This window comes from Candidatus Borrarchaeum sp. (genome assembly GCF_019058535.1).
In the GTDB taxonomy this organism is placed as follows: Archaea; Asgardarchaeota; Sifarchaeia; order Borrarchaeales; family Borrarchaeaceae; genus Borrarchaeum; species Borrarchaeum weybense.
Genome location: NZ_JAHPYX010000118.1, coordinates 1 through 16,647 on the forward strand (window position 1 = coordinate 1; position 16,647 = coordinate 16,647).

Genomic DNA, 16,647 nt, shown 5'->3' on the forward strand with positions numbered 1-16,647 from the left:
TCCAATCACTTATTTTTCAAATAAGATTCCGAAAAATCAAAGTGGAAGAATATCCAGAAGATGAAGTTGAAAAGGAATTTCTTGGTGGTCAACGTCAGAACTTTCTTTTAGGCTATTATCAGAAAGCAACCGCTGCGAAAAGTACCGATGATGCAGTAGTAAAGGTAGCTCAAAATGGAGGAGTAGTTTCCACACTATTGATTCGTGCTTTAGAGACAGGTTTAATTGATGGAGCACTTGTTACAGGGAAAGCTGGCAATTGGGTGCCGAACCCCTACGTAGCGAGAACTCCAGAAGAGGTATTAGCCGCTGCTGGTTCTAGATATACGATGGCGCCAAGTATGCTTCCATATTCTGAGGCAATATATGAATATGAACTTGAAAAACTTGCTTTTGTTGGTATGCCGTGTCAAATCCAAGCAGCAAGAAAACTTCAACTATGGCCACCCCTTTCTGATGCACTTGGAAAAATCACATTGATTATTGGGTTATTCTGTTCATCAAACTTCACGATGGACCTACTCAAGAATACAGTATATCAACAAATGGGTGTTTCACTGAGCGATGTAAAGAAGTTTGATATTGCACGTGGTAAATTCTTTGTCTACCTAAATGATGGATCGGTAAAAGATCTCCCAATAAAAGAGACTAAAGTAAACAATTGGGCATCTTGTCAGTATTGTAAGGACTATACTGCTGAATTTTCTGATATTTCAGTTGGCTCAGTAGGTGCGCCAGCCGATGATTGGAATACTGTCTTCGTAAGGTCAGATGTTGGTGCAAAACTGTTTGATGATGCGGTAGCAGCTGGAAAAATAACTGTTGCAGATACACTTGATCTCTCTAGGGTAGAAAAAGAATCCCTTAGGAAGAAATCGCAATTAGCGAAGATGGATGAGCGAGTGTATTCCGCCGTACAACTTTTGAATGTGTCAGACGTTGAAGCAAAGACCTATGCAACTCTCGTGTCTTTAGGATACGCAGATATAACGATGTTAGCTAAAGTCATGAAGACAGAAGAAGCAGATGTTCGTAACTCCCTTAATACATTACAGCAACGAAAATGGATATCTGCAACTGATTCTAAATACACTCCCGTCAATCCGGCGAATGTTATCAAGGCAGAAATAGACAAATTCGAGGCAAACATCAAAAAAATCAAATCTGATGCATTGGTAGATCTCCAAGCGCTTTATGTGCAGAACAATCTCATGCATGTGCGCTACAAGGAATTTATGGACTTAATCTAGCGTGCGATTTTTCTCTTTTCTTTCTTTTTTCACAATTTTGGATTATTTCACATCATTTTTAGAAAATCTGATTCAGTTAGAGCTTATGGGATCTCTTCTTTTAGAAATCAATTGCAGCTGATTTCTCGATTATAATTTGTGACATAATGGAATAGTCAATTTTAAATAGGGACATGAGATACCACAAACTAACTCTGAGTTTTGTTATTCTCATAATTACAAAAATTGATAACACCGGTAGAGATGTGATTCAAGATGTTGTTAAAGATGCATGAATTTGGTGATAAAAACCTGGGAAATCTTCAAGCAGAAGTCATCTATAATAGCCTTTGTACTGGATGCGGGGCATGTGCTGCTTTCTGCCACAAGTACATTAGCATGGTAGATGGATTTCCAACTGCAATTTCAAGATGCTTAACTCCCTGTGGGCTCTGTTATAGTGTTTGCCCACGGACATTTGTATCGCTTAAAGCGCTAGATCAATTTACTTTTGGCGAAAATCGTGAAGATCAAGCGCTGGGCTATTATAAAACTATAGTTCAAGCTAAAACAAAAGGAAACGCTAAAGCAAGTGTATTAACGTCCTTGCTAAAGGCGGCGCTAGATCTTAAACTGATCGATTCAGCAGTGCTAGCTAAAGGTATCGATCCGAAAGATAAGTGGAAGGCCGAACCATTTATCGCTACAAATAAAAAAGAGATTGAGAAAGGTGCGGAAGGTAAACTGAACGCAAGTCCTCAGATAACAGGATTGGCTGAAGCTATTGCTATGGGTAAGAATAATATTGCACTAGTTGGTGTGCCCTGTCAGATGATTGCCTTACGAAAAGTTCAGTCAAACAAGAACTATGAAGTTTGCCAAGACAAGATTGTGTTTGCCCTTGCTGAATTCTGTGTACGGGCTCGTCATGATGGATGTGCAAGCTGCTTGGATATGACTGCTGAATTTTCAGATATTTCTGTAGATCCTACTGCCAAAGAGGGTTGGAATACCGTGATAATTCGCTCTGAGAAAGGTTTATCTGTTTTTGAAAAAGCCGTAGAGAAGGGTTATCTCGAAACACAAGAGATAACCGATGAAGTCATGAATAAGCTCAAAACAGCGGCAGAACGAAAATTAAAGAAAAACCTGCAGGCGATTCTTAAAGACGTAGATTATGTTAAAGTGTCATACCTATTAGCGGATGCTACCGAACTCTCTACACTACTGAAACTGGTTTAAAAATACTTTTTTAGTCTCCCAAAAACCTGGGAGTTCTTCTTTTGTTTTCTTCGATAATTAATGATGTTTTTGGGGACGTGACATCCTCCCCAGCCTTTCGGAAGGGGACTTCCCGCCGCATAAGTTAAAGCCAAAAAATATATCTAAATTCTTCTTTTCTACGGTAAATAGAAGTTGGAATCAATTATTCGTTATATTCAGTTAAATTCGTGTGAAATGGAAAAATTAAATCGTACTTCTGCCTATTTTTAAATTTGCAGTGTGTATTGCAATTAAAAATATTTTTAAAAAAGATCCTCTACAATACGCCTAAACATGGACGATTAATAGGGAGGCTTTATCATGATTGATGATGAGATAAAAGAACGTATTAAATCGATTGTTGGAGAGAAGAATTTTACCGACAATACCATTGATTTACTTTCATACAGCCAAGATGGCTCAGAAGCGGAAGGTACGGCTGATGCGATAGCTTGGGTAACCACGACAGAACAAGTATCAGAACTTATGAAATTAGCTAATGAAAAACGATTTATTGTGGTTCCAAGAGGTGCTGCAACGGGACTATCTGGTGGCGCAGTAGCTTCACAAGGTCTCATAATGGACTTCTCAAGGATGAATCGAATTCTGGAGATTGATACGGAAAATTTAACCGCAACTGTTGAGCCAGGAGTTGTTTTGGCTGATTTAAATAATGAATTGGCGAAGCGAGGAACTGGCTTATTTTTCCCACCAATGCCTGCTTCCGATTCTGTTGCACAAATGGGAGGTTCCATATCAGAGAATGCCGGAGGAGTTCGTGCAGTGAAATATGGCGTAATGAGTGACTGGGTGCTAGGGCTAGAGATGGTCCTACCCACAGGAGAAGTAATTCAGGAAGGTGGAAAAACACGAAAAAATGTATCAGGATACAATCTGATCGGCATGATGTCTGGATCAGAGGGAACATTGAGTGTGATCACGAAAGTTACAGTCGGTTTAACTCCAATTCCAGAAACTCAACTATCAGCTCTAGCCTATTTTAATACTACTGAGAACGCAGGCAAATTTATCTTTCGATTATTCAAATCAGGATTAAACCCATCTGCTGGAGAAATATTAGATGCCAATACATTGCAATCCGTGTCAAATTACACTGGGATGACTTTTCCAGAGTGTGGAGCGATGATACTTGTGGAGATAGATGGAGACAAAGAGGATGTACAACGCAGACTGAAGGGTCTAGAAGAACTTTTTAAGGAATTCAAGGACGCAGGTTATCTACTCGAATATAAACTAGCGTGGGATCCAGTTGAAAATCTTGAGCTCTGGCAAGCCAGAAAATCAGCTTTGCCGTCTATGACGCAGATAAAACCTACTGTAATCATCGAAGACACAACAGTTCCTCTTGATAAAATTCCTGTACTTCTTAAGAGTATGGAACAGTTAGCTAAAAAATATAACCTCATGATCCCATGTTACGGTCATATAGGCGACGGTAACATACACCCAAACTTCCTTTGCGATCCTAGAGACCCTGACGAGTTCGCAAGGGCTCATGAAGCGATTAAAGAAATGGGAGATATAGTCCTTGGGTTAGGAGGTACTGTAACTGGTGAACACGGAGTCGGCACAGAAAAAAAGATGTTCATGTTAGCTGAACATGGACAAAATAAAATAAACTTATGGGAAAGGATCAAACAGGCCTTTGATCCAAACAGAATCTTAAATCCAGGCAAAATATTCGATTAAATAGGTGATTTTAAATGGGAAAACTTGAATTAGAGAAAAAATATGAAGATCAAGTCCTCAAATGCAGCCGCTGTGGCTTTTGTAGAACAATCTGCCCCACATTTGAAGCCAAAGACTTTTTGGAGTCTTATGGTGCTCGCGGTAGAATGATACTGCTCAAAGCCGTAGACGAAGGTAAAATTCAACTCAATCAGATTCAGTCCGATCAATCTTTGGTTGATAGAATCTTCACATGCACATTATGTGGAGCTTGTATGGAGACGTGTCCTTCAAAAGTTGATTATATCGCAACAATGGAGGCTGCAAGAGCTGGGTTGGTCAAACTTGGATTAGCTCCTCCTGATTTTGACGAATTTGGTAAGATGACTTTAGAGAAAGGAAATGTGCTGGGCCAGGACAACGCACGACGAATGAAATGGGCTTCAAAACTTGACAATATCAAAGTGAATGAGCCGGCAGAAACTCTTTACTTTGTTGGCTGCAATGTTATGCGACCTCGTGTGAGACCAATGGCTACGGCCGCTGGTAAAGTCCTTCAAGCCGCTAATGTCGATTTTGCAGTCATGGGGGAAGACGAATGGTGCTGCGGGCTGGTCTTCATTAACACAGGCCACTTAGACGTCGCAAAAGAATTTGCAAAGCATAACATTGAACTGATTGAGAAGATTAACCCAAAACGCATTGTAACAATTTGCCCGGGATGTGCACAAGCCATTCAACACTACGAGCATTTAGTTGGATGGAATCCAGGTGATATTCAGATAATTCATGCAGTGGAATATATTGCAGAGCTCCTCGATCAGGGCAAATTTACATTCACGAAAGAATTCAATGGTGGCAGTAAAGTAGCATACCATGATCCTTGTGAACTTGGCAGGCAAATGGGTGTTTTTGACGCACCTAGAAAGATTCTTAATGCGATTCCAGGCTTAGAATGGGTCGAATTAGAGAATAACAAAGAACTTTCACACTGTTGTGGCGGCGGAAGTGGGTTACAAGGTATTGATACTGAGTTAGCGAGAGAAGTTGCGAACTATCGATTAAAAGAAGTTCAAGATGCAGGTGCTGACGTGCTGGTTACAGCTTGTCCCACGTGTCGCAGCAATTTCTTAGACACCATCAAACAGAATAATCTAGCCATCAAAGTGATGGATATTCACGAAATACTAGCGCAAGCCCTTGAATGAATTAAGTTTTGATTTCTTTTTTTTTTCTTATTTATCTCTTTGATTGAATTCTCACGCTTCTAATATGAACTTTCGCATGTGCTTTCACATGTTAATCGCTTGATATAGTTTTTAATTGATCCTGCTGAATCCTTGAAAAATTTATGTTTTGCGGAGAGTTTTTCTAGATATGCTAGTAAATCTGCTAGAAGATTTAAAAGAATATATGTTCTATTTTTGTTAAAAAGCAAATTTACGAGTACATTAGCGCGTATTCATGGGGGTCATTAATTGAGCGTGCGTCATGTGAAAGTCATTTTTGCAGGTGATGGAGCCGTAGGCAAAACAGCAGTTGTAAATAGGTTTACAAGGGGGGAATATGGCGCCAATTACAAAATGACGATTGGTACTAATATTTCTGTGCACAAAAGCGTGAAAAATGGAATCGAAGTGACGCTTGTCTGCTGGGATCTCGGTGGACAACCAAGATTTGAAGCCGTAAGAGGATCCTTCTATCTTGGAGCACAGGTTATTGTTTTAGTGTATGACGTTACATCTTCGGGCAGTTTCAAAAACTTAGCCAACTGGCTTGAAGAAGTGAATCGAGCTATTAGTGAATCGAACTATGAAGGCTATAAGGGTATTATAATTGGAAATAAAGTAGATTTACCAGCTGAATTTCGTGCAGTAGATATTGACGAAGCAAAATCATTTGCTGAAGCGATTGGTTTTATGTATCTTGAAACATCTGCAAAGGATGGTAACGGAATTACTGACTTGGTTGAAATGCTTGTCGATAGTGCCTTTGTACAGCCATCACAAGAATTAGTGGAACTTGACACATTGTCTTAACAGGCAGTTTATATATGTAGAACTAAGCCGATTTATACCGCTCTATTTGAACTCGATTTTCTTAAAACATGACTGGATTATGCAAAAAGCCATCTCACATCTAGTAATTTTATTGTGGATGGTTTTTCTAGAAAACTTAAATTCTATAATTTGGAACTTTCTTGTGAAGTGACATCTTCCTACGTTTTTGCGCGCCCGCTGGAGAGAGGAATATGGGGATTCAGCAAGTTAAAATCGCTTTTGTAGGAGACGGATCAGTCGGCAAGACAAGTTTAGTTAATTCATTCACTGGTAAATCCAGCTTCATGGAACAGTACTTATTAACAATTGGTGTCAATATTGTCGTACATAAACTTGAACTAGATGATGATATAACAATAAACTTCGCGATTTGGGATATGGGGGGTCAAAAACGCTTTATTGCAGTCCGCCCCACGTTTTACCTGGGCTCACAACTTGTTGTTTATGTATTTGATCTTACTAATAAAAATAGCTTCGATAATCTGATCAGGTGGCTTGAAGAGGTGAATAGGAGCTGTGCTAGCCATAAAGGCATCATTGTTGGCAATAAGGTAGATTTATCTGAATCTCGTGTTGTAGATTTTGAAACAGCAAAAGAATTTGCAGAAGCGAGAGGTTTTAAATACCTTGAAACCTCTGCAAAAGACGGTACTGGAACAATTGACTTAGTTGAACTGCTCACTGATTATGTCGTTGTTCGCCCTTCTCAGAAATCAATGGAACCTGCACCTCTATTTAGACCGTACTTCTTGTATATGGGGCGAGCTTAACAAATTTTGCAAATTATGTTAGAGGATGATTCTTATCAAACTTTGTCACCTAAAGGAAACAATTTTTCGCAACTACACTTCTATTGTGGATAATTTTTCTAGAAAACATAAAACACACATTTATCATAGTGTCATACAAGATTCTACAACCTATCCTTTTATCGCGCGCCCGCGGGGGTATATAGTGGTAGTTATTCAAGCCAAAATTGCTTTCGTTGGAGATGGAACTGTCGGAAAGACCAGTCTAGTAAATTCTTTCACTGGTAAGACGAATAAGACGCGTTTCATGGAAGCTTATAAAATGACTATCGGTGTAAACATCGTTGTTCATCCAACAGAGCGAGATAATGGAACAAAGATAAATCTGTGTATCTGGGATTTAGGTGGTCAGCCTCGCTTCGAATCTGTGAGAGGTTCCTTCTATAGGGGGTCTCAATTGATTGTGTATGTTTATGATCTTACAAATAAAGAGAGTTTTGACAATTTAGCTAATTGGCTTGATGAGATTCATAAGTCCGTCCCAGCTTCTACCTATAACGGTATTGTAGTTGGTAACAAAGTTGATTTGGCTGAATACCGGGTCGTAGCTCTTGAAAATGCAAGAGATTTTTCAGAAACACAGGGCTTTCAATATATTGAAGCTTCGGCTAAAGATGGCACTGGAACACTGGAATTAATTGACATGATTGCAGAAAATATATTAAAGAAGAATTCAATTCCGGATGATAAACACTCGACACAGAACATAGTAAAACAAATTGGGGTAGTATCCGGACCTTCTCTAACTAGTTTTTTCTAATCTCTCGAAATTAATAAAACTCATATAGTTTAAATCATAATATCGTTTTCTGACTTTACACCTTGCCGAAATAACACTAGTGTCAAAGGAATGTAAAATCCTTCACAACTCTCAGAAAGGAAAAAATCTATATATACCATTCAAATCTAAAAAAAATCTATAAATGAATACGTGAGGGATGCTTATCGTCATTCATAATGTTTATATGTACAGGGATTCTGGTGAATTGTTATACCATGAAGATTACCATTCCATATCTCAGGAAGTCGATCCTGTAGTTGTGAGCGGCTTTTTTTCTGCCATACAGTCCTTTGGCAAAACGATGACTGGCGATGAAAGTGATATTAAAGAGATTGACACAGAGAAATTTTTGATCACTTTTAGCAGGGATCCTGATTTTGGTGTAACTGTAGCACTAGTGGTCGATCCAGAAGATAGAAAATGGGCTGGTACCGCAATTCTACAGTTATTAAAATTAGTTAAAGAAAAACTACGTGGCTTTCCTGAATCTCTATTCATCACAGAATTACCCCTTAAAAGCTTAAAAGGATTTGATGAAGAAGTCGATAAGATCATCAGGCAATTTGTTGACAAAGCTATAAGTCAAAAAAAGAAGGTAATTCCGATTCTACTAAAGAAGGATAATATTAAAGTCTCGTTGGAACAAAGCCAAATTTTGAATCTTGTAGATGGTGAACGTTCGATTTCGGAGATCGCTGATCTTTTAAATTTGCTCTATTTCCGTGTTATGATGATATGTTTAGACTTGAAGAAAAGGGGCATTATAGATACGAAGGAGATATTTTAGTTAACCTTTTAGACCGCAAATTTGTCCCCCCCTCTTAACACCAAAAGAAATATATTTAGCCCTTACGTCATTCTCTAAGAGAACTGTGAGTTTAGAATTTTGATTTTTCCATAACGGTTGAATTAAAGGAACTCAATGAGGTTAGAAACATGGGTGTTAAGGGTTGGCTAGGCCATAAATTAAAGACAAAGAAAACAAGTCTTGAATTATATCAAGCGACAATTGCTGGTATTGTGGATACCTTCTTAGCAAAAAATGAGGGTGACATTGAGAAAACAAATGCAGATATCAAAGATCTTGGAGAAAGGATGACAGCAACACTTCTCATGGGTTACGCAGAAAAAATGAAAGAACATGCCCCTTCCTTTGAAAAATTTAAAGATACGTTGTCTTTAGCTTACAAATTCTACTCAGGAAATAGTTTTACAGATGCAGTATATGATCCACAACGCAAAGTAATCCGCTTTGAGGACGACAATTGCTTTATATGCCGTGGTATTACATTATCTGATGACTTGAAAGATTTAAAATACTGTAGTGTAGTCCCAGGTATTTTTACTGGTGTAATGAAGCTTAGAGGTTTTCCTGCCGATTGTAACCAAATCGAATGCAAAGCTGCTGGTGGGCAGACGTGTGCTTATGAATTAGTGTCCTTTGAATGAGGTTTTTCTATTAACGATTTCTCATTCTTTTTTTGTCTTGTTTTTCTAGATATTCAAATATAAAAGGTCGCGCTGCATTCTGCAGCAAATTGCCTTCCAAGTGATACTGTGGCTATTACAAAAATTTTTTATAATTATTTACGTTTTTTAACGCGAAAGAAATAATAATAGTATCAGATTTCTTCGTGTTATATCCACTTTATATAATTACAAATAAGAAGGCTTCGCGTTTGAAATCTATCGACAAGACACCGGTTGATCAAGAAGGGAATGTTTGTGATTTAAAGCTAGCTGTGTGTGACCCAAAAGAGTTATACGAGAAACTGACGGATGACAGAAGCGGAATTGTGGGACGTAAGCGCGAACTTAAACTAATTTTGAGTGCAATTTGCTCAGGCAAATCCATCCTCCTCGAAGGACCTCCAGGCACCTCAAAATCCACTATACTTCACGAACTGTGCTGTTCGCTCGGATTATGTCTATTTTATTGTGAAGGTAATGCTGATTTAACTGCATCGAAGATGGTGGGATACTTTGATCCAGCAGCTGTACTACAAACTGGATACGTTCCCGAAAATTTCAATGAAGGAGTTCTCACTAGAGCAATGGGAAGTGGTGGTATACTGTACATCGAAGACATAAACAGAGTACCGCCCGATGCACTTAATGCGTTAGTGACGGTGCTCTCTGAAAGAGAAGTTCACATTCCCCGATATGGGATGATTAAAGCTCACGGTGATTTCCGTGTTGTGGCCTCATTAAGTATTTTCGATAGTTTAGGCCCTGTTAAATTAAGTCGTGCAATTCTTGACCGTTTCGTCAAGATCAAATTAGATTATCAATCTGAAGAAGAGGAAAAAGAAATAGTAAACCGCGTCACTCAGATCGATGCACCTTGGTTGGTGGATCTTGGTGTAAAAATTGGTCGTGCAACACGAGAACATCCTGACCTAAAGGTGGGTGCGAGTATTAGAGGTGCCATTGATTTTGCGCGTCTTGCTTCCGATGAGATACGCTTTAATTCATCTCTGCAGCTCCAAGATCATCTTCTACAAATTGCGTATCTCGCTTTTTCAGCGAAAATCAAGAGAAAACCGACATGTGAACTGACAGAAGAAGAAATCATAGAGGAATTATTCAGAACAGCTATGATGGGAGGTTCTCTTGATGAGTTATTAAAAAGAAGGGCAGAGGACAAAGGCGAAGACGCACAAATGAGTTTCGTTCGTGGTCCCGAGCCTGACTGGGACTTAGTTGATGCAATTCGTGAGAAAAGACTATTAAAACTTAAACAGATTGCTGAAGAGGGTGATATGGGCGCAACAAAATTAGGACAAGCGTTGTCTAAAATCCCTGATAAAAGTATGTTTCAAGACGTATTTCAAGGGCCATTAGCGCCAGAACTCTATGTCCTCATAAGACAGGCTTTAGAAAAGCGTCGTAAAGCCTTAGCGAGAGAATTAGCAACTCAAGTTATTCTTGATCGGGCCCAAAACATGACTTTTTTTGGATTACGTGATGGTGATCGAAAGCGGTTTAGGTTTGATGGAGATGGGGTTATCGATATTGATCGAACCGTAGAAAATATTGTGGAGAAGGGACCGCGAAATGTTGAGCCAGATGATATAATTGTTACTAAACGTGAGAGAGTAAAACGAGCATGTTTATTGATGATTGATGCTTCGGAAAGCATGCTTAAAGAGAAGTTAGGACTTGCAGCACTTGCAGCGGCAGTTATTTCGCTTAAATATTCTTCAAGGAATGATTTCTACGGTGTAGTTGCATTTCATTCAAAGCCATTCCTTCTCAAACAAATAGATCATGATACCCCAGTCGATAAGGTTATAGAGTATATTCTAACTCTAGAAGCGAGTTCACTGACCAATTACTACTCAGCGTTCAAAGAGGCAAGTACTGAATTTTCAAAGATAACTTCATTCAAAAAAGAGATTTTTCTGATGACTGACGGTGTTTGGACTTACGGAGAAGATCCAATACCTTTTATTCAAAATAATGCCAATATAAGCCGAGTTAATGTTCTGTATTTAGATCCGGGAAACCTCCAATTCGCTAAAGAATTAGCTTACAAAGGACAAGTGATTAAGATTGATGGATGGCCCTCCATTGTCAGAGGTATCAATCGAATTATGAACACGCCTTATTAAGATTCTCAATTTCTTTTGGAACAAACCAGAGAATAGTGGAAATGGTTATGCAGATTGAAGAATGGCCGCTTAGGGATGGCGATGTTATTTTAACCAAAAAGGGCTTTATTTTTTACACCTTTGGATATAATCATCCAAAAGATCATATTATTACATTTCTAAAGTATATTCCGCTGAAATACAAAGACTTATTTGACGCAAAAATTAATTTTCTAGAATGGCAATGGATGCTTAACAACGACCCACTCGTTCGACCCACTGAATTGTACTATGGAGACATTTTATTATCCATATTACGAGAAAACTTTCCAGAATATCTTTATTTTTCTAAGGTTTTCAACAAAGAAATCATTGTAGTTCCAAAGCTAGAAATCAAAACTATTTTTGTCCCAAAAAAGGGGTTTTCGCTACTTGTAAATAAAGAAAATCCGGATACACTAGAAAAAGAAGCGATTTCTCTCATTAAATTACTATCTAAGACAAGCGAAGTGCCTCTTAACAACTTTGGAATCCATGGATCAATACTGCTTGGAACTCACAATGAAAAAAGTGATATAGATATAGCAGTTTACGGGTATTCTAATTTTAAAAAAGTTAAAGACTCAATGAGGACTTTAGTATCGTTAGATCCGTCAATTAAATATCTTCTTGATCATAAATATGACATGTTCCGGAAAAATCGAGGTCTCTACAATTCCCGACGTTTTGTGATCAATGCTACCCGGCAAAAAGAAGAAATTCAAGAAGTGTATGGCAATAAAGTTTATACGCCTCTGGCTGACATTTCCTTTCAGGCAAAGATAACTGATAACACAGAAGCAGTCTTTCGTCCGGCACATTATAAAATTATAGATTTCATTAATTTAAGTTCTAGTCTTCCGTATGTTATACCTGATGAAGTTATATCTATGATTGGTCAATACCGCGATATTGCGGACGTAGGTGATAGGCTTCAAGGAAAAGGCGTTCTTGAAGAAATTCGCAATATCATAACAAACGAGAAAACCTATAGAATAGTTGTTGGTTCAGGAAGGCCCCATGAGTATATTGAGCCTTATGAGCAACCATAAAGTAAACCCAGTGATTCATAGTGGATGCAGATAACCTCAAATTAAGAGATAGAGACGATATACTTACACAAGAGGGAATTATCTTCCGTGTCTTGGGTTATCAGCATCCTCCAGAGGGTTGGATTTGTGAGCCTATTTATGCTCCTAAATCTATATTTTCATCAAACAACCCGAAAAGTCCAAGAGGGTTTCCCGAAACATCTTATTACAAATTTTATGAAAACGAGGGAATGACGTGGGTGTGGAAGAATTATCCCTCCTACAGGGTTTATAACAGACCACTTCAAACTAAATTAATCGGTGTAAAAAATAATCAGATCGTCATACTTAGAAAACCAAGTGTTGGATTAAAGGAATTAATGAAAGAAAGGAAATCTAATGATGTTCTTGCACAGAAAGCAATTGAGATCCTTGAATTTGTTTTAGATGAAACTGAGTTACGAGTTGACGACTTCGGGATATTTGGATCATTATTACACGGTTTTCATCATCCATTAAAAAGCGATCTTGATTTTGTGGTTTATGGTCGTAATTCGCTATCGAAGCTCTTGCCTACTCTTGAGGATTTGTATTCAAGGAACAAAGGGAATATTGTGTTGAAAAATGAATATGATGGATTCCATAAAACCTATATTGAACAAAAAAACTGGCGCTTCACATGGATGTCTATTGAAGAATATATCTCTCACGAAAGACGAAAATTAATTTGGGGCTCCTATAAAGACTCCTCGACAAATAGGGATATTAAAATCGAATTCGAGCCTGTAAGAACTTATGATGAAATCGAGGATGAATATTCAAATACAGAGAGAATCATATCCGAAGGATGGATTGTTATAGAAGGTGAAATAGTCGAAGATAAAGATGCGTATTTCATGCCATCCGTCTATGGCATTACATTAGAAAAAATCGTAGAAGGAAAGATCCCAGATAACGAATTAAAAAGAATTATTTCATTTGTCGAAGAATTCAGGGGTCAAGCAAGAATCGGCGACCGAGTATTGGTCACTGGAACTCTTGAAAAGGTTGAAATGAAATCTAGCGAATTTTATCAAATCACTCTTACTTACTGTGAAAGATATTTCGACCAAGTAATGAAAGTGATCTCTTAATCAGCATTTTAAGTAGATTGGGAAACATGACTAAACTCAACTTAGAACTAGTCAATCATTTTGTTTTGAATAAACAACATTTAACAGATCGTTCAAAAATTGATGATATTACACAAATTGCCAAAGACCTTGTAGGTCTACATGCCACCTTGCCAACAACACCCTATTTGTCTCTTTTTGCTAGAACTCGAAAATTTACAAAAGAGCAGTTCGATAAAGAGTCCTATATTGAAAAAAATCTCGGTAAGATTCGATTTGTCCGAAAAACGATACATATTCTCCCACGAGATATGATTTCATATGCGTTTTCAGCAACAAGAAAGATGGCGGAAGTGGTTTCTGAACGATACAGTAAATATCTTGGTGCCGATCAAGATACGTATAAAAGGATCTCTCTACTGATCTTAGAAATACTTAAAGAAAAAGGCATGACAACCACAGAACTCAAGAAAGCGTTAGACACTAAGTTAAAACTCTCTTCAATTCTTAATTTAATGTGTGATCAAGGTCTATTGATTCGTGGGCCTCCAAAAAAAGGATGGAATAGTAATATTCACACATATTATCTTTTTCAAGAATATTTTCCAGAAGTAACTTTGAATGAGTTTGATGAAGAAAACGCAAAAAAATTCGTGGTGAAACAATACATTGGCTCGTTTGGCCCTGTAACAGTAAACGATGTTTCATGGTGGACAGGATTTCGTAAGACAGAAACTAAGCAGATATTAGAAAGTTTCCAAAACGATTTAACTCATGTTGAAATTTCGCACTTAAAAGGAAATCATATCATCCTTCTTTCGGATCAAAAAAACCTAAATTCTCTAACTGCGCCACAAAAACACGTTGTTAATTTTTTACCACCACTTGATCCGTACACGATGGGGTATAAAGATCGTGAGAGATATTTATCTAATGAATACTATTATCATGTATTTGATCGATCAGGTAATGCTACATCATCAATTCTTCTTAATGGAGAAGTAATTGGCATTTGGGATTTCAATGAGAATGAAGATCCACAAATTAGAATGTTTCTTTTTGAAGAAGTTAAAAAAAGTGTATTAAAAGACATTCATACAAGCGCCCAAAAAGTTGGAAAATTCATATCTGAGAAGGAAGTTAAAACAAAAGAAGTTGACTCAATGACCCCCTTGACAAAGCGAACTGCTGGAGGATTTATGTCACCACTTAAAGACTAAAAGTTGCTTTAAATTTATTATTTCTTCGTAAGAAGATCCCCCAACACGTGGGGGGATGCGTTTTTTGTGCTGTTTTCACTTTCACGGTAGTGTCCCCCAGTTTAAATAGCTGTTTGCGATAGTATCGTTAGTGAAATGGCGCTCAAGGGAACAGAGGAAGACCTGTGATGAAACGATGTACAAATTTCGCCTGTATCTCTGCCAAAGCAGCAGTCATCAAACGAGTCTTGTCCTCGGTACAGGAAAGGGTGCACGTTATAAGCCCTGAATCATGCGAAATTGATGACTGGATAATTTCCCATATCGATTTTCTCACTTTTGAATACGATGCCTTACGTGATAAGGTGCGAGGTGTGTACTAAACTTGTGAGGTTTATTAATGAACCGTACATAAGGATGGGAGAAGTCGATCACTATGATTCAGACCATCAAATTCAGGATTTATCCGGATGAGATACAAGAACGCAAACTCCATGAGATATTTACCATCTATAACCGCGTGAAACGCGTCGGCTATAACCTGTTGTTTCATGGCGAGGACTATATTGCAGCACGCTTTGGTGAGGATAAATCAATCCAGCAGTGTTTAATGGATTTATGTCATAACAACCCCTATGTCAATACCATCCTGAATGATAGCAGGATGAAACTAGAGCAACAGAAGACCTGGTTGAAAAAACGACGCACACGCATGACACAGCAGCTAAAAGTCATTAACAAGAAACTCAATGAAATAAAGGAACAGGATACACACGACAGACGGTTAAAAGGCTTATACGCCCGCAGATCCTCGATAATGGCTAAACTATACCATTTGCAGCTTGAACCCGTAGTATTTGGCACTAAGAAATTATTCAGGGACAGAATACGCGGCAACATAACTAGGGAAGAATTCAGGATACGACGGGATTCTTCTTTTAGTTGCATCGGAAAGAAACAAAAAGGCCGAAAAAACCTGAACATCAAGATATTGCACGATAAAACCGTCAAGATACGCACCTTTTCCAAGCAAAAGGAACACAAGTGGTTGGTCATTCCTACACCCATAAATTCTGTACAGGAAAAGTGGTTTCAGCAGATTCTTAATGCTGACAAATACACGGTGACCGTAAAAAGAAAACTCTTCAAGGGTAGGCTGCGTTACTTTGTCCATGTGTCTTATGAGATCCCAGAACTCGCACCACGTTACGGCTACGAGCATGGTGCCATTGGTTTAGATTTCAACTATAATTTTGCGGCGTTAACCAATGTAGACCAGCACGGCACACTCCTCTCATATCATAGCATCTCGTTCGGCAACCTGCATAGCTATCGAACTGACAAACGTAACGATTATATCTCCTACAAGATGGATAAAATCGTCAATTACTGCATCAATAAAGGCAAGGGCATAGTGGTCGAGGACTTACAATTCGAACAAGAATTTTCCTATAATACTAAACGCAATCGTAAATTAAGCAATATGAAGACCACCGCCTTGCAACTGTTGGAGAGAAAATGTAAGAAGCGCGGTGTGTCCTTTCGAAAGGTATTTCCAGGATATACCTCTGTTATCGGGAAATACAAATATTCAGGATTACATAATTTGTCAGTCCATCACTTAGCAAGTTATGTAATAGCTCGAAGAGGCTTGGGTTTCAAGGAAGCAATTCCAACGGTCTATGATTGGATGCTCTCACACGTCGGGGAGTTTATCGAGCCCCGTGTGAAACAGAGTAGTCCTTACCATAGCTGGTCGATGATCCATGACCTCTTTGAGCACAGCGGGATAACATCCTTCAAGACTGCTGAAATACTGAAAAAAACGGTATTGATGAAGCA

General features: G+C 38.3%; 15 protein-coding genes. All 15 read left to right on the top strand.

The genetic code is table 11. From position 1 onward, the window contains the following. A partial coding sequence (locus QVB70_RS06715; RefSeq protein WP_287584699.1) for a Coenzyme F420 hydrogenase/dehydrogenase, beta subunit C-terminal domain occupies window positions 1-1,250 on the top strand: 1,250 nt, incomplete at its 5' end. A 255-nt stretch (window positions 1,251-1,505) separates the two neighbouring features. After that, the gene (locus QVB70_RS06720) at window positions 1,506-2,471 is read left to right on the top strand and encodes a Coenzyme F420 hydrogenase/dehydrogenase, beta subunit C-terminal domain (protein WP_287584700.1); all 966 of its coding nucleotides are present in this window, start codon (window positions 1,506-1,508) and stop codon (window positions 2,469-2,471) included. A 342-nt stretch (window positions 2,472-2,813) separates the two neighbouring features. Continuing rightward, a complete protein-coding gene (locus QVB70_RS06725) occupies window positions 2,814-4,202 on the top strand; it encodes an FAD-binding oxidoreductase (RefSeq protein ID WP_287584703.1) in 1,389 nt (462 codons plus the stop codon). A 14-nt stretch (window positions 4,203-4,216) separates the two neighbouring features. After that, a complete protein-coding gene (locus QVB70_RS06730) occupies window positions 4,217-5,389 on the top strand; it encodes a (Fe-S)-binding protein (RefSeq protein ID WP_287584706.1) in 1,173 nt (390 codons plus the stop codon). 276 nt (window positions 5,390-5,665) lie between these two features. After that, the gene (locus tag QVB70_RS06735; RefSeq protein WP_287584732.1) at window positions 5,666-6,220 is read left to right on the top strand and encodes a Rab family GTPase; all 555 of its coding nucleotides are present in this window, start codon (window positions 5,666-5,668) and stop codon (window positions 6,218-6,220) included. Window positions 6,221-6,432: 212 nt separating this feature from the next. Beyond that, window positions 6,433-7,011 carry a Rab family GTPase gene (locus QVB70_RS06740; RefSeq protein WP_287584708.1) on the top strand — a complete coding sequence of 193 codons (579 nt, stop codon included), beginning with the start codon at window positions 6,433-6,435 and terminating at the stop codon, window positions 7,009-7,011. A gap of 184 nt (window positions 7,012-7,195) precedes the next feature. Further along, on the top strand, window positions 7,196-7,810 hold the full coding sequence (locus QVB70_RS06745) for a Rab family GTPase (RefSeq protein ID WP_287584710.1): 615 nt from the start codon (window positions 7,196-7,198) through the stop codon (window positions 7,808-7,810). 178 nt (window positions 7,811-7,988) lie between these two features. Next, window positions 7,989-8,618: a hypothetical protein gene (locus tag QVB70_RS06750; protein WP_287584712.1), complete on the top strand. Its 630-nt coding sequence runs from the start codon at window positions 7,989-7,991 to the stop codon at window positions 8,616-8,618. A gap of 149 nt (window positions 8,619-8,767) precedes the next feature. Further along, on the top strand, window positions 8,768-9,280 hold the full coding sequence (locus QVB70_RS06755) for a hypothetical protein (protein ID WP_287584715.1): 513 nt from the start codon (window positions 8,768-8,770) through the stop codon (window positions 9,278-9,280). Window positions 9,281-9,510: 230 nt separating this feature from the next. After that, window positions 9,511-11,445, top strand: a complete 1,935-nt coding sequence (locus tag QVB70_RS06760; protein WP_287584717.1) for an AAA family ATPase — start codon at window positions 9,511-9,513, stop codon at window positions 11,443-11,445. Window positions 11,446-11,492: 47 nt separating this feature from the next. Beyond that, window positions 11,493-12,515: a nucleotidyltransferase domain-containing protein gene (locus tag QVB70_RS06765; RefSeq protein WP_287584719.1), complete on the top strand. Its 1,023-nt coding sequence runs from the start codon at window positions 11,493-11,495 to the stop codon at window positions 12,513-12,515. Between the two features lie 20 nt (window positions 12,516-12,535). After that, the gene (locus tag QVB70_RS06770; RefSeq protein ID WP_287584722.1) at window positions 12,536-13,627 is read left to right on the top strand and encodes a nucleotidyltransferase domain-containing protein; all 1,092 of its coding nucleotides are present in this window, start codon (window positions 12,536-12,538) and stop codon (window positions 13,625-13,627) included. A 26-nt stretch (window positions 13,628-13,653) separates the two neighbouring features. After that, the gene (locus tag QVB70_RS06775; RefSeq protein ID WP_287584724.1) at window positions 13,654-14,826 is read left to right on the top strand and encodes a winged helix DNA-binding domain-containing protein; all 1,173 of its coding nucleotides are present in this window, start codon (window positions 13,654-13,656) and stop codon (window positions 14,824-14,826) included. Window positions 14,827-14,993: 167 nt separating this feature from the next. After that, entirely contained in the window at window positions 14,994-15,188 is a 195-nt protein-coding gene (locus tag QVB70_RS06780) for a hypothetical protein (RefSeq protein ID WP_287584727.1), read from the top strand. Window positions 15,189-15,241: 53 nt separating this feature from the next. Continuing rightward, a partial coding sequence (locus QVB70_RS06785) for an IS200/IS605 family accessory protein TnpB-related protein (RefSeq protein ID WP_287584730.1) occupies window positions 15,242-16,647 on the top strand: 1,406 nt, incomplete at its 3' end.

What these genes read in the sequence shown, in the direction of transcription:
- QVB70_RS06730 (WP_287584706.1), top strand. Translation starts at nt 4,217, where the DNA reads ATGGGAAAACTTGAATTAGAGAAAAAATATGAAGATCAAGTCCTCAAA.
- QVB70_RS06765 (WP_287584719.1), top strand. Translation starts at nt 11,493, where the DNA reads ATGCAGATTGAAGAATGGCCGCTTAGGGATGGCGATGTTATTTTAACC.
- QVB70_RS06750 (WP_287584712.1), top strand. Translation starts at nt 7,989, where the DNA reads ATGCTTATCGTCATTCATAATGTTTATATGTACAGGGATTCTGGTGAA.
- QVB70_RS06725 (WP_287584703.1), top strand. Translation starts at nt 2,814, where the DNA reads ATGATTGATGATGAGATAAAAGAACGTATTAAATCGATTGTTGGAGAG.
- QVB70_RS06720 (WP_287584700.1), top strand. Translation starts at nt 1,506, where the DNA reads ATGTTGTTAAAGATGCATGAATTTGGTGATAAAAACCTGGGAAATCTT.
- QVB70_RS06775 (WP_287584724.1), top strand. Translation starts at nt 13,654, where the DNA reads ATGACTAAACTCAACTTAGAACTAGTCAATCATTTTGTTTTGAATAAA.
- QVB70_RS06780 (WP_287584727.1), top strand. Translation starts at nt 14,994, where the DNA reads ATGAAACGATGTACAAATTTCGCCTGTATCTCTGCCAAAGCAGCAGTC.
- QVB70_RS06740 (WP_287584708.1), top strand. Translation starts at nt 6,433, where the DNA reads ATGGGGATTCAGCAAGTTAAAATCGCTTTTGTAGGAGACGGATCAGTC.
- QVB70_RS06755 (WP_287584715.1), top strand. Translation starts at nt 8,768, where the DNA reads ATGGGTGTTAAGGGTTGGCTAGGCCATAAATTAAAGACAAAGAAAACA.